Source organism: Bacillus kwashiorkori, from assembly GCF_001375515.1.
In the GTDB taxonomy this organism is placed as follows: domain Bacteria; phylum Bacillota; class Bacilli; order Bacillales; family Caldibacillaceae; genus Bacillus_BK; species Bacillus_BK kwashiorkori.
The window spans coordinates 22,745-37,500 of record NZ_CTDX01000006.1 but is presented as its reverse complement, the minus strand read 5'-3'; the positions used below and the strand labels follow the sequence as shown (position 1 = coordinate 37,500).

At 35.8% G+C, this 14,756-nt stretch carries 12 protein-coding genes and 1 rRNA gene (1 of these 13 cut by a window edge); 1 reads left to right on the top strand and 12 read right to left on the bottom strand.

Features of this window, described 5'->3' with window-relative positions; genetic code table 11:
- From BN1242_RS01950 to BN1242_RS01900, 11 genes are all read right to left on the bottom strand, one after another.
- Positions 1 to 217: ribosomal RNA gene (locus BN1242_RS01950) — 16S ribosomal RNA — on the bottom strand (it extends 1,332 nt beyond the left edge of the window).
- 426 nt (positions 218 to 643) lie between these two features.
- Positions 644 to 1,384 carry a polysaccharide deacetylase family protein gene (locus BN1242_RS01945; protein WP_062350545.1) on the bottom strand — a complete coding sequence of 247 codons (741 nt, stop codon included), beginning with the start codon at positions 1,382 to 1,384 and terminating at the stop codon, positions 644 to 646.
- 395 nt (positions 1,385 to 1,779) lie between these two features.
- Positions 1,780 to 2,844, bottom strand: a complete 1,065-nt coding sequence (locus BN1242_RS01940; RefSeq protein WP_420805994.1) for an MBL fold metallo-hydrolase — start codon at positions 2,842 to 2,844, stop codon at positions 1,780 to 1,782.
- A gap of 426 nt (positions 2,845 to 3,270) precedes the next feature.
- Positions 3,271 to 4,422: a histidine kinase N-terminal domain-containing protein gene (locus BN1242_RS01935; protein ID WP_238985066.1), complete on the bottom strand. Its 1,152-nt coding sequence runs from the start codon at positions 4,420 to 4,422 to the stop codon at positions 3,271 to 3,273.
- A 315-nt stretch (positions 4,423 to 4,737) separates the two neighbouring features.
- Positions 4,738 to 6,453: a sulfate adenylyltransferase gene (locus BN1242_RS01930; protein ID WP_062350542.1), complete on the bottom strand. Its 1,716-nt coding sequence runs from the start codon at positions 6,451 to 6,453 to the stop codon at positions 4,738 to 4,740.
- Between the two features lie 261 nt (positions 6,454 to 6,714).
- On the bottom strand, positions 6,715 to 8,250 hold the full coding sequence (locus BN1242_RS01925; RefSeq protein ID WP_062350540.1) for a solute symporter family protein: 1,536 nt from the start codon (positions 8,248 to 8,250) through the stop codon (positions 6,715 to 6,717).
- 15 nt (positions 8,251 to 8,265) lie between these two features.
- On the bottom strand, positions 8,266 to 8,598 hold the full coding sequence (locus tag BN1242_RS01920; protein ID WP_062350538.1) for a DUF485 domain-containing protein: 333 nt from the start codon (positions 8,596 to 8,598) through the stop codon (positions 8,266 to 8,268).
- Positions 8,599 to 8,987: 389 nt separating this feature from the next.
- Positions 8,988 to 9,725, bottom strand: coding sequence for a LytR/AlgR family response regulator transcription factor (locus tag BN1242_RS01915; protein ID WP_062350551.1), 738 nt, complete (start codon positions 9,723 to 9,725; stop codon positions 8,988 to 8,990).
- Between the two features lie 22 nt (positions 9,726 to 9,747).
- Positions 9,748 to 11,508, bottom strand: a complete 1,761-nt coding sequence (locus BN1242_RS01910) for a LytS/YhcK type 5TM receptor domain-containing protein (RefSeq protein ID WP_062350536.1) — start codon at positions 11,506 to 11,508, stop codon at positions 9,748 to 9,750.
- Positions 11,496 to 13,046 (bottom strand): solute symporter family protein, encoded by a 1,551-nt coding sequence (locus BN1242_RS01905; RefSeq protein WP_062350534.1) that lies wholly within the window; start codon positions 13,044 to 13,046, stop codon positions 11,496 to 11,498. The genes BN1242_RS01910 and BN1242_RS01905 overlap by 13 nt, the downstream gene beginning before the upstream one ends.
- Positions 13,043 to 13,312, bottom strand: a complete 270-nt coding sequence (locus BN1242_RS01900; protein WP_238985068.1) for a DUF485 domain-containing protein — start codon at positions 13,310 to 13,312, stop codon at positions 13,043 to 13,045. Before BN1242_RS01900 ends, BN1242_RS01905 begins: the two co-directional genes overlap by 4 nt.
- A gap of 344 nt (positions 13,313 to 13,656) precedes the next feature.
- Between BN1242_RS01900 and BN1242_RS01895 the strand changes: the two genes are divergently transcribed.
- Positions 13,657 to 14,202: an STM3941 family protein gene (locus tag BN1242_RS01895; protein WP_158661033.1), complete on the top strand. Its 546-nt coding sequence runs from the start codon at positions 13,657 to 13,659 to the stop codon at positions 14,200 to 14,202.
- A gap of 76 nt (positions 14,203 to 14,278) precedes the next feature.
- Here BN1242_RS01895 and BN1242_RS01890 read toward each other — a convergent pair whose 3' ends face one another.
- The gene (locus BN1242_RS01890) at positions 14,279 to 14,584 is read right to left on the bottom strand and encodes a hypothetical protein (RefSeq protein ID WP_062350525.1); all 306 of its coding nucleotides are present in this window, start codon (positions 14,582 to 14,584) and stop codon (positions 14,279 to 14,281) included.
- Positions 14,585 to 14,756 lie beyond the last annotated feature (172 nt).

Sequence of the window (14,756 nt, the reverse complement as noted above, 5' to 3'; positions counted from 1 at the left end):
GCGCCTCCTTTCCTTTTTCTCTTATGCAAGAGAAAAAACTATCCGGTATTAGCCCACGTTTCCGTGAGTTATCCCAGTCTTACAGGCAGGTTGCCCACGTGTTACTCACCCGTCCGCCGCTAACCAGTAAAACCGAAGTTTTATTGGTTCGCTCGACTTGCATGTATTAGGCACGCCGCCAGCGTTCGTCCTGAGCCAGGATCAAACTCTCCAAAAAAGTTTGATTTGCTCATTTAAAATACTAGCATGTTTAACGCTTTGTCTTGTTCAGTTTTCAAGGTTCAATTAATTAGCTTTAATTTTTGAAACAACTCTTATATTATATCAAAATCATTTTCGTTTGTCAACCACTTTTTTTAATAAACTTTTTCGTGATTAACATTACATTTTTTAAAGACAAATTATATTGTACTGAATCTCATTTAATTTGTCAATACTTATTTTCAACTTCCTTCGTCACTTTTTAAGAGCTTCTTATTCTCATAAAAGCGACTTTCTTAGTATATATGCGATTCATCTAATAGTCAATAGCTAAAGAGATGGAAAGACTATCCATTTTCTGTGATTGTTTTAGCTGAGTAATTTTGAAAAGTTGAGTTGAGATGTCCATGATACTAGTTTTAATATACACCAATAATTCAATTCAAGAAGCTTTCCCTTCAACTATGATTGCAAATTCCTCTAAAGTAGTCGAGTATTTAACATATACTCTTGGAAGTAAGTAAAGTTCATTAGGAATAGAAGTTTCGGAATATAACTTTGGAATAGTTGTTAAGCCAAACCGATAATAATTTTTTGTTTCGTTAATTACTTTTTTATCTCTTTCTCCATAAGGATAGGCAATAGCTATGACATTTTTACCGGTAATTTTTTCGATTTTTTCTTTTGAGCTTTTTAACTCATATGAAAGATTCTTTGTCTCTCTTAAATTTGGGTGAGTTGCTGTGTGAGATTGAATGGAGAAAAAACCCGAGTCTGCAAGCATTTTTAAGTCAGCTTTCGATAGTCGATTAGTCCGACCAATGAAATCAGATATAACAAATATAGTAGCTGTTGGATGAAATTGTGCCGTTTTTTGCTTTTGAAAAATCTCTAGTACGTTCAAATTATTTTTATATCCGTCGTCAAAAGTTATAAAGATTGGTTTCTTCACATTATGTCTTTTCTCCCATTGTTCAAACGTTAACAAAGTAAAACCATGTTCCCGCAAATAGATAATTTGTTGCTCAAAATTTTCAGGTGTGACAAATAACTCTTTTTGTCCAGTTCCTTTATATTCTTGAATAGAATGATAAATTAAAATTGGAATTTCCTTGTTCGCATTCGCTTGTAATGGAAACGTAAAAAATACTAATATAGAAGAAAACACAATACCCTTTATCATTATTCCACTCCTTTTAAGGGCGTATTTGTCATGCCTACATTTTGTTCCCTCCCTTGTTACACCTGACATAACCATTGGCGTGTTTGTCAAGGGCAAATGGCGGAGCCTCACCTCAACTTTACGAAAGAAAATCCTCATCAAAACTGTTTTTTCATAGAACTTTTGACACTACCTCCATTATTGTGTCAATTTTAGGGGATTTTATGATAAAAAGTTTTCTTCTTTTAATTAATAGTGCCTACTATACTCCTTATTGCTCTAAGCAAAGATCGTTGCATAATTGCGCATTTTTTCCATTTAAAGTGTTTTACTCCAATCTTTCATTTTAAACAACCCTATAGCTTAAAATATAAAAAAAACTTCTCATGAGAGAAGTTCCATTTTACTAAATAAAGTTATTCTTGCCACCATGATGAAATTGGATGTGTTATACTCTCCTCTAAAAAGATGGTTTCACCAATTTGTGGAACAATTAGGTTAACTGCTTTTTTCTCAGCTTCCGTCATAGCCCGTTCAATCGGTTCTGTCCATGCATGTCTAGCTAAAGTAAAAGCTCCCCAATGGACAAGCATCATTTGCCTGCCCTTTAAATCGATATGGGCTTGTACCGATTCCTCGGGGATCATATGTGAATTTGGCCAGCGTTTATCATATTGGCCACCTTCTATTAATGTAAGATCGAACGGACCATATTTTTTTCCAATTTCTTCAAAGTGCGGACCATAACTACCATCTCCGCTAGTACAAAGCCTTGTCTCGTTACCGATTATTATCCAACCACCCCATAATGTCGAATTCCTGTTAAACAGTCCTCTGCCAGAGAAATGCTTTGCTGGGGTTAATACGAACTTTAACCCTCCAAACGTCGTTTCATCCCACCAATTTAGTTCCTTAATCTGATCATCAGCAATGCCCCAATGGCGTAAATGGTTGCCAACACCATAAGGAACAAAAAAATGGTCAACTTTATCTTTCAGTTTTTTTATCGACTGATAATCTAAATGGTCGTAATGATCATGGGTGATGAGGACTGCATCTATTGGTGGCAATTCCTTTATTGCATTTAGCCAATCATCACTAAACCGTTTCGGTCCCGCAAATGATACTGGTGAAGCAAAGCGACTAAACATCGGATCAATAAGGAGCTTCTTTTCATCGATTGTCAATAAAAAAGTAGAGTGTCCAAACCAAGTAAGATTATCAGTTTTCCTATTAATTAAACTCCAATCAATCTTTGAAATTGGAATTTTATCAGAAGGGCTTCGATTTCCTTTCCCTATATCGGTTTTATATACAGAGAATTTATCGATTACATTTTCTTCCTCATTACTATCTTTATAAACAAATTTCCCATCTTTATAGTTATCAAAAGTAGCATATAATTCTTTCTGATCTTTCGTTGGATTAGCCCCAAAAGTAGGATGGGTGTTTATGTAGATTGTTATTACTGCCACTATCATTACAAAAACTAACAAGATAATGAACACGACCTTTTTCAATATCGTTCTTAATGCTTTTCGCCTCATTTTGCGAGGAGTATTTCCTACGATGTTACTACTATCCATTTTAAAAATTATCCATCTCTCCCTTTATATAAAATTCCACCATTATGTACTTGTAATCAAACGATTAAAAAATATCTCACCAATAACGCTCGTCCAGTTACATTTAATATTAAACTTTTATGCAACGATATTTCAATAACCAACACTTTAGTCTTGCAAGAGTATATTCCAAAAGAATTGTTATTTATTTTAATACAAAATAATGTGCTTTTATTTGCTGCTCCTTACCAAGCTGTTTCTCTTACTCTGCTGATTTCTCCCCAGCGCTCGTTCAAATGCATCTATAGGTTTGGACTAGCTTTTTTCATAGAAATAATAAACCTATTCGGCTTTTTCAGTCGCCACCAAAAAAACCGGTAACTGGATTTGAAATGTAGTTGTATCTTCAAAAGGTAAGCATTGAATTGTTCCACTATGCTTTTCGACAATGTTTTTACATACAAATAAGCCGATTCCTGTGCCTAATCTTTTTGTCGTATAAAAAGGTTCGAAAATAACTTTTGCTTGATCACGAGGAATCGTTGGGCCATTATTAGAGATTGCAATATTTATAACTTTTTTGTCCATATTCGATTGGATAAGTATTTTTTTCTTTCTTTGCTCTTGGTTAACCGCATCAATTGCGTTCATGAATAAATTTAAAAAAACTTGTTTCAATTCATCTTTATTACCGAATACTTTGGAGTGTTCATCTATTTTTGTCGTCACATCAATATTCCCGTCTACAAGGCTTGGATATAAGAAATCAATCACTTCTTCTAAAAGTAATTTAATCGGAATCACTTCCTTCTCACTTTCGCCTTCATCCTTCAATTTAGACGTATGGAGAAATTTAGTTATTCGGAAGTTCAGTTGCTCCAGTTCGGAAGAGATTATATGTAAATACGGCAAGGAAGGGTGTTCATCTTTTAATAGTCTAATAAATCCCATTATCGATGTAAGAGGGTTTCTAAATTCATGAACAAAACTTGAAGACATTTGCCCCAATATCGCCAACCTGTCTTTATGTGTTTGGGTGATAAACAAGTTTTTTTCTTGAATTTTATTATCTTTTAATTGCGTGTAGTGTGATACAGCATAATAACAAAATAAATCGAACTGTCGATTAATTAAATCAATAATTGGTTGCAAATCCTCAAGCTGAATACCGGATTGATTTACATATTTAACGATGATACTTCTTCCAAGATTGACATTATAAACAAATTCACCAATATTGATGTTTGCTTCTAAGCGCTCCTTGGCAACTTTATGTGCAAGTGTTTTTAAGTCATCCTCAGAAAGATTGTTATTAATGGAATTTGTTACAAGTTGAAACATAAAATGACCGTTATTTCTAATTAATGCTAAATTATCTTCCGTAGTATGAACAATAATTTGTCCTTCCCAAATATCTAAAATCATTTTTTCATTTTCATTCAAAAACTGCACTAGTTTTCGATTTATTTTGTCCATTTGTCCATTGTTCTTCAAGAGAAACCACCCCATATCCTGTGTGACATACATAGATTAAATTAGCATCTTTTCTTGTTATCTACTCCGACGAACATCGCGTGAAGAAAAATGTTATCACTTTAGTAATTATTTTATTTTAAGCATTTAACACAGCCTTTTTTAAAACATACCATAAAATTCCCCATTTATAAATAATTCTTTCAATAAATAACTCTCGTTTAAATAATAAGGGAAAATTGTTTAGTTACGTACACTTTTCACAAAAGAAGAAGTGCACCCCTTTTTTAAAAAAGGAATGCACTGAAACTGTAACAAACTATCTTCTTGAATTGTTTATTCCTCATCACTGCCACGGTATCGCTTATAAGGCAGTGGGTTCCATACTCGATACTCTAAGTCCTCTTTTCTTAAAGCTGCAGGAATATCTTCCAAAATTTTCTTTGCTACTTCTAATTCCCGTTCAGCCTCTGTTTTATCTTGGTACAAAAATTCATCTGACGATTTTTCCGAAGCGCGATTGACTTTTTCTGACAAATTGTCTATTACCATTTGTTGCTGACGGCGAATTGATTCGCGGGCTTCAGCAACCCAATTTGGTTGGACAGAACGAAGACTATCTGTTACATAACTGAATTCTTCGAAAACTTCTCGATACACTCTGTCTGCATTTTCCCGAGCATCCTTTATTGCTATTTCTAAATCCTCAATCGTTAATTCCTCCACATGCAGCGGACGATTGCGCTTCACTCCACCAATTCCTTTAGAATGTAAGTAATATGGGAAAATCGATTTAATCGTTTTTCCTACTGGATTAATCGCCATCCCCGCTTCATCCACGCCTTTTGGTTGCACCCCTTGCATTGCAATTCTGGCAGATTCTGGTCGGACGATTTCCTTTGGTGGCAACACACCGTAACGTAACAATTCACGGATCCCTGTTCCAGAAATATTGATTCGATAATTATCTGCATGTGGACAAGTTTGTTCTGTTGCCAAATGGTTACATCGCGTGCAATAAAATACTTCATGGAATAGACGAATATCAATTCCAAGTTCTTCCTTCGTAAATTTATCAAAAATTGTGTGACTAGCATATTTATCATAATAGTCGCCCACACCAGCATGATCACGGCCAATTAGTGCGTGGGTACAGCCATAATTTTTCATAATTAACGCATGGAGAACTGCTTCGCGTGGACCTGCAAAAATATACGTCACACGGAGCGGCGCAAGAATCGTCCGTTTCTTCGGATAATACGTATCTAACACAGCCCGGTATGAAAGCATCCGAAATTCATGTCTTGTATATTCCCGCTTTGCCATTTCTACTAACGGCTGAACAAATAAACCATCCATTTCTTCCAACGCATTCCGATGAATATATTCATGGCCGCGATGAAGTGGATTAGCCCCTGTAATAAATCCAGCTACTGATTTAAATTTCTTCTCTTCATAAAATAACTTCCACGTATCTTTTGGCTCCATCCGCAAACTCTCAAATGGTCCCCAATGAACTCGGCGTAGTAATTGGATTGGTCCGCCTAAAGCGGTATCCCCCATTCTTCGATAGATGGAATCAACTCCTGGGTGATTTCGATCTGTTGTGCCAAATAGATGTTGTGCACGAAACTCTCGATCATAATCAAAAATGTCCTCTATTTTCAAAATCGCTACCGGTTCTTTTGACTCATCTACTAATGCAACCTCATCACCTATTGATAAAGATTTAATTACTTGCTTATTTCTGTCGCCAATTGGCGCGAAGCTAAGAGGGACTGGCCAAACAATTCCATTAGCTAAACGTCCTTCCTCTAAAACAGATTTATAATCTGCCTCATTCATAAACCCTTCATTCGGTGATAATACCCCTGTTGCAATCATTTCAAGCGTAATAACAGCCTCTAAGTCTACCATAATAATTGGCAATGTTTTTGCCCTTTCCATCGCCGTGTCTCTTGCTTCTCCAGTTAACACCCGATTAACTAATTTTCCCCCATGTGGTTGTTGTGGATAATTTACCAACTTTTCATTCACTGTTTGATTAATCATTACCAAACCACCTCATCCCCTTTATTATCTTGAACTTGTCTATGAAAAACATCTTTGTAAAAGTTTATTAAACTATCAAATGAATATGCAAAACAGTTGAAATACGTTTTTCACAAGTGAAAACTGCAATATTTCAACTGTCGCAAAGTTATTATTGCGTACTTTTTAATAATCTACCTTTTTATCATTTTTTCATCCTTCAACAAAGGTGCGAAACTTCGTTAAACTTAATCTTTCAAAAAGATTTACTACTACGCTAACTTACTCCATTTCTTTAAAACCAGTATGTGCTCGCACAGATACTTCTGCAAAGCGTTTCAAATCATTTTCCTTAGAAAAAATAGTTCCTAAATAACCGCCAAGAAAACCTATAGGAACACTTACTAATGCTGGATTATCCAATGGGAATATTGGATTTCCGACAAATAACGCCGCTCCCTCCACAGGTGAGAACACACTCGGACTAATGGACACTAAAACTAGCGCAGAAATCAATCCGGATAGCACCGCCCAAACTGCTCCTGTTGTATTAAAGCGCTTCCAATATACTGTATATAAGATGACTGGTAAATTAGCACTTGCAGCAATACAGAATGCTAAAGAAACTAAAAAAGCAACATTCAAATATTGTGCACCTAATGAGAGAATTATTGATACAACAGATACTCCTAATGCTGCATAACGTGCTGCTAACATTTGCTGCCTTTCAGTAATATTTCCTTTTTTAATAATTTGTGCATAAATATCATGGGCAAATGCAGACGCCCCTGACAATACTAATCCGGCTACTACCGCTAAAATTGTCGCAAATGCTACAGCTGAGATAAAGGCAAATAAAATATTACCGCCAATTGCTTCTGCAAGTAACGGTGCTGCCATATTTCCACCTGGATTAGCTTTCAAAATCTCACTTTCTCCGACGAAAATGGCTGCTCCAAAACCTAAAAACAATGTTAAAATATAAAAAATTCCTATCGTCCAAGTTGCCGTAATAACAGAACTTCTTGCCGTCTTAGCATCCTTTACAGTAAAGAAACGCATTAGTATATGTGGAAGACCAGCCGTCCCAAGAACTAAGGCAAGCATTAATGAAAGCGTTCCCAAAGGATCGGTATATTTAATTCCTGGATTTAAATAATCAGCACCATGACTCGTTGCTGTTTTCACTTCGGTAAACATCGCACCAATATTAAAGTTAAACTTCATTAACACCAAGAAAGAGATGATGATCATTCCTGCCATGAGCAGTACAGCTTTTGTAATTTGTACCCAGCTTGTAGCAATCATTCCGCCGAACAATACGTAAATCGTCATCATTACACCAACAATTAAGACAGCAATCCAATAAGGGATATCAAATAACAGTTGAATAAGTGCACCAGCACCTACTAACTGAGCAATCATGTAAAATAACACAATAGTAATCGTACTAAGTGCTGCAGCTCCCCTTACTTTTTTCGCGTCAAATCGGGAATTAATCATATCAGCTAACGTATATTTACCAAGATTCCTTAACGGCTCTGCAACTAACAATAAGACAACTAAATAAGCAATTAAAAATCCAATACTATAGAAAAACCCGTCAAATCCTTGCAAAGCAATCATTCCAGCAATTCCTAAAAAGGATGCTGCTGATAAATAATCACCTGCAATAGCTAGTCCATTTTGCCATCCAGTCAAGCCTCCACCTGCTGTATAAAAGTCACCTGTTGATTTCGTCTGTTTTGCCGCAATATAGGTAATCACTAGCGTAAGAATGACAATTGCTAAAAAAAGTATCACTACCATTGGATCCATAAGCTCTTCCCCCCCTTAGTTTAACTGATCATTAATAATTTGATCTGCTTCTTTATCAAACTGAGAAGCTTTTTTCACATAAATAGCACTTAACACCCATACCATGACAAACTGGGCGATAGCAAAAATCCAAGCCCAAGAAATATCCCCAATTGCTGAGGTGTTTAAAAATTTCGTATAAGAGGTGAAAATTGGCAGTAGAAAATAAAACACCATAAAAAATACGGTCATCGGAATTAAAAACTTTTTCTTCTTACTTAGAAACTGTTTAAACTGAAGACTGCTTTCAACTTTGACATAGTCGATATTTTTCCTTTTTTTACTTATGCTTAATTCCTCTTGAGCCAAAATAGACCATCCCCTTTCATTCAACTTAATGATAATTATATTTATTTTAAATATTTTATATTTAAAAAATGGGCAAATGGTCGAAATTGTTGTGTGAATGGTACAGATTGACACCGCCAATGGCATAACTGAACGTCCAAAATGAAAGGTATAACCCTTTTATCTATAGGTACAAATAAAAATAGTCTCGCACCAGGAACGGAAACGACACTATTTCTATTTTCTCAAACACTATTATCTAGCTAAAAAATCGAGTACTCTGAATTAATCCTTACAAAAATTAGTATTTATGAATATGGGCTGCTATTCCGAGGAAAACGATCAAGAAAAATGAGCGTAAACAATAACCCCCTTTTATTTAATTAGAAAAATTAGCTAATCCAAAACATTCACCTTTTAAATATCTCAAGAATCATTTTACTTGCGGAACGACTTACAGGGATTTTCGTCCTGTTTTTATCTTTTAATGTCAAATTACTCGTACCGTTGAACCAAGGTGTTATTTCTAACACATGGTCCAAGTTGACTAAATAACTTCGATGGGCTCGGAAAAACGAATATCCAGACAGTTGCTCCTCTAATTCATGTAAAGTCATTCGACTCAAAATAACTTCATCTTCTGTATGAATTTCAAGTAAACGTCTATTAGGCACAGCGAAATAAATGGAATCAGGTGAAACGACAACCATTCGTTCCCCATCGTCAATTAACAACTTGCCTACAGGTGGTTTCCGTTGTTTATCCAAAATACCGTTATGATTTTTTTGACTGGTGAAACTCTTTCGGATTCGTTCCATTGTCCTACGAAATCTCGTTTCATCATATGGTTTCAACAAATAATCAACTGCCTCCACATCAAACGCATCCATTGCATATTCATCATAAGCTGTTGTAAAAACAAATAACGGGGGTGGAATAGGTGCTTGTTTTAAAATATATCTTGCTGCCTCCATACCAGTTAACCCAGGCATCTCTACATCTAGAAAAATTACATCTGGTCGGTGTTCTGAATATAATTCAATAAGTTGCTCCCCTGTTTCAGCGTGGGGCGTAAGAATAATCCCCTTTTCCTCGTTCAATAAATAAAGCAATTCCTTTCTCGCCATCAATTCGTCTTCAGCTATCATTACACGAATTTCATTCACTCTATCACCCGCTTTTCTTTATATGAGATGAATCAGGAATAGAAAATTTCACTTCACTTCCACCTGAAGTCAAATTACGAATATGTAACCGAGCTGATTCCCCTAATAACTGCACTAATCGTTGATTCACATTATATATACCAGTTCCACCATTATGATCACTTGCTAATGGTTGATGACTAACAAAAGGTAAAATATCGTTTGGAAATCCGCTGCCATTGTCTCGGACGGAAACGGACAATTGACCGTTCTTTCGCTCTATTAAAATATCAATCCTCGCTCCATCTAAAATATTTTTCAATCCATGCTGTACAGAGTTTTCAATTAATGGTTGAATGGTAGACGGGGGTATATAAATATTAGAAAGATCCTCTGGTTTAATAAATTTAATTTGCAATCTCCCTTTAAACCGCTCTTGAATAATTGATGTGTATGCTTCTACATGTTCACATTCTTTCTTTAACTCTACTAATGATTTGGACACAAGGCGTAAATTAAAGCGCATATAGTTGGCTAGTTGCAATGTAACATGTCTCGCATTAGCTGGATTTTCACGGAATAAGCCAGCAATTAGCTGTAGGGTGTTAAATAAAAAATGCGGATTAATTTGTGCCTGTAAATTTCTAAGTTCTGCGTCACGAATATGTGCTTTTAGTTTTTCTGCACCGAGCATGTTTAATTGGTCAGAAATAAATTGGCCTAATCCTTGTGCCATCATCCTATCAACAGGAGATATATGCTCTTGTTTCCGATAGTAAAATGAAATTAAATAAGTAACCTCATTATCTTCAATAATCGGTATGACTATTGCTGCCTCAAGGGGACAGTTTTTATTTGGGCACATAATATCATTTTTCCCAAGTATCACTTGCATATTTTTTTGTTCAATCACTTTTCGTGCGAATGGAGGTAATATTTTATCCCCCATTTTATGATGTTCTTCCCCTAAACCTTTATGTGCTAAAACGACTTCATAATCGGCAATGGAAACTGCTGCTAACCTAAGCCGACTATACAATAAGTCTGCAAGCCCGTTGGCAACCTCCAACTGAGAATCTTTTTTTAAAAATGGTAATGCCTCTTTAGCAATGGTTAATGCTTGTTTCGATGCTAAGGCAGCCTCATTTTCCTGTTCTCGCAAAACAATCCCTATCATCGCAGTAAAAATAGCGATTGCCGTACTATTTGATAAAACTAGCGGTATGCCAATCGTATTTACTACGTCTACCATATCCACATTATTTGCATACATTAGTAATAATAATTGCATATGTAAAACTGGAGGAAATACTCCGATAAACAACGCCTTCAACGGGGAAATAACCCGTTCATTAGAAAAAAATCTAGCAGTTAAACCAGCTAACAAACCGGTGAATGGGTTCACTAGCGCATTTGCGACTGCTCCGACACCACCTAGAAAAAACAAATGAATACCAGTAATCACCCCTGCCCCCAATCCAAGAGTCGGGCCTCCTAATAAACCAGCAATAACAATCGCCACAAGACTTAAACTTACGATAAGTTGGCTATCCCCTACTGGGAGAAAAATTAAGGAATGACTAACATAACCAGTTTCTTCTATAACTATTCCCGTAACAGTACTAGCTATACCAAACAACCCAAATACAGCTGTATGAACGACAGACATCTTCACACTGTATTTTCGGTATAATAGTGACTTGAAACCAGGAGTTCGGGTCATTACGAAAGCGATGATTAAAAGTAAACCTAACCGTTCAAACAAAATAATCGTTAAGCTTTCCATTCCTTTTCTCTCCTTAAAACAAATCCAGTCTGCGCTCTAATATAAAATGCTTGAAAATCCCCGGTCTCTTGTTTTTTCAATGGCAAGAATGTCCCAATACACGCTCCTATAAAACCAATTGGGATAGTAATAATTCCTGGATTATACAGGGAAAATACGGATTCTTTTGCAATCCACCCATTCACTGGGTTCATAATATATGGACCTAAAGCAACAAAGACTAAGGAAGCAAAAAGTCCACTAATTATTCCACTAATTGCCCCCACTTCAGTAAAACGCTTCCAATATATTGTTAATAATAAAACTGGAAAAATACTCGATGCAGCTACGATAAAAGTCATCGAGACGAGAAAAGTTACATTAATCGTTTCTAAGCGCAAAGAAAACAACGTAGAAATTAAACCGATTGCTAAAGCTGTATAACGTGCGGCCCGTAATTGTTCTTTCTCTGTCGACTTGCCTCTTTTTAAAATATGATGAAAAATATCATGGGAAAATGCGGTAGTTGCTGAAATAACAAGACCTGCCACAACTGCAACTATCGTTGTAAATGCAATTGCTGAAACAAATGCTAACAGAAAGTCCCCTCCAACAGCTTTTGCGAGCAACGGTGCCGCTAAATTACCTGTCGAATCACTTGCCATTAATGAATCATACCCGATTAAAGCTACTGTCCCAAGACCAAGGAAAAGAGTCATAATATAAAAGGAACCGATAATCGATGTCGCACTTAATAAAGAACGGCGTACTTCTAAAGTATTTCTTACGGTAAAAAGCCGAATTAAAATATGTGGCAGCCCGGCCGTACCAAGTACTAATGCAAGTTGGAGCGAAAGGAACTCCAATGAATTATTATATAGATGGCCTGGCAGAAAAAATTTGTCACTTAAAGGGGAGCCTGCTTTCACATTATCTAATAAGCTAGTAACATCCCAGTCAAAATGCGAAAAAACAATCAATGTAAGCAAAAAAGTCCCTGACATTAGTAGGACTGTCTTGACAATTTGAACCCAAGAAGTCGCAATCATTCCCCCGACCACTACATAAATTGTCATTAATCCCCCAATAACTAGGACCGAGACGGAATAATCGATATCTAAAAGTAATCGTAATAAAAATCCCGAAGCGACTAGTTGTGGAATCATGTACAATATCGAAATGATAAATGTACAAAAGGCAAGTATTAACCGAATTTTTTTACTTGGAAATCGCGATCCAATAACATCTCCAAGTGAATATTTACCTAGACGGTGGACTGGTTCAGCAACTAAAAACAACACGACAATATAGGATACTAAAAAACCGATGGAATATAAAAATCCATCATACCCACGAATGGCAATCATTCCGACAATACCTAAAAATGAAGCCGCACTAATAAAATCTCCAGCAATCGCCATTCCATTTTGAAAGCCAGTAAGTGTCCCCGCAGCAATATAAAAACGGTTCGTTGTTTGACTTCGCTTTGCCGCCCAATAGGTAATAATGAGCGTACAGACGATAATATAAATCAAAAAAAGGAAATAAGTCGGATTCAATGCATTACCTCCTTTTCCACCGTATCCATCTCCTTCTCTACTTTTCCCGCTATCAAATGATAAAACGAACAAAGTAACCAAGTCATTGGAATTTGCAAAAATGCATATAACCACGCCCACGGTATTCCATAAAAAAGGCTAGGACGTGTCATAATATCAGGAATAAACATGAGAGATAAAGGAAGTAAAAAATAAAACAACAAAGCAAATAGAAATGCCGGACCAAGAATACGATTTTTCTTCCGAATTAATTGCCGTAGTCGCACATCCAACCTAATCCCCCCAGTTACTTAATAAGAAAAATCAGTAAAGTATTTTAATTCAAATAATACATGAATGTACTAACCTTGTAAAGTTGAATAATAATTATCCAGTCGAAAGGGTAAATGTCGGTATTTGTTGCCATTTCAATGCTTAAGACCTATATAAGTTAAACAAAAAAAAGATTATAGTTAAATAAATAAAGGTTAAAAAAACAAGAAGGGATACTTCCCGATGAGACGTATTTGGGGCGTTAATGGCTAGGCTTGAGACGTATTTACAGAAGTAGGGGATTGACCGTGTGCGTAATTTAGAAATGTATTTTTTAAAAAAGAGGATGAGGTGGAAAATGAACGAAAAGTTTTTTTATTTTGCAAGGGGGAGGATGTTCTTCCTATCATTTCTCACATTAGGGTTAGCAGTTTTATTTGGTGGTATATCGATAAATATCGCATTCAATACACTTGAACAAGATATGATCGCTTTTATCGTTTTTGTTCTAACTGCTATTATTTTATTACCAGTTGGAATATTTATCATGAAAAAAGCGCTAAAAAAAGAACCAGCAGTAATAATTAATAGTCAAGGAATTACGATTATGGCATTTTATCCTGCCGTAGGGTATATTCCTTGGGAAGAGATTGACGGCATTATTCCTTATGAAGTAAAAGGCCAACCGATGATCGGCTTTATTTTACATGATGAAGATAAATATCTCAACAAATTTTCTGGTGTAAAGAAAAAGCTTTTTTTAGCAAATCGCAGGATGGGATTTCCAGCATTTAATGTCCCCATTAATAATTTGAAAGATAAAACAGGCTTTTTGGAAGCACTAGAGGAAAACAACGTAGGGGTCTATATACGAGACGACGGGAGCGAACAAAAAGAAGCGTAAAGTATAGGTGAATTCTTTTCATTTCACTACGAAAAAGCGGCAAATGATTTTTAGCCGCTTTTTTTAGTGAAGATATTTAACAACCGCCATTACCACAACTTTTTATATTTTTAAATGCATCGATAAAGTCTTTTGGTGATTCGTTCACGGTATAAGAATATACGTTGTGATTCGTATGCAAATATAGAATTCCTCCGACTGGACCAATCGGTTTAAAGGACATATCATAAACTGCTTCTATCGGAAATTCACGATATGCCGTCGTAATCTTTTCTAGGAAAAGATACATCATGCGAATCTCTTCCACAACTTTCTGCTTCAAATCCAATTCATCAATTTTTCTCGTTACTTTTACATATGGTTGTTTAGCTATAGGAATCATCTGTACTCCTTTTATGTAAAATTGTTATAAAGGACAAAAATCAGTTTTTGACAATTTAGTCTTATGGACCCTCTAAAAAATAAATCTTAAGAAAACTGTCACCCAATTGCCCCTTATAACGATTATAGCGAACATTTCCATTCGTATCTACGTCAAAAATGTCTCCAATAAC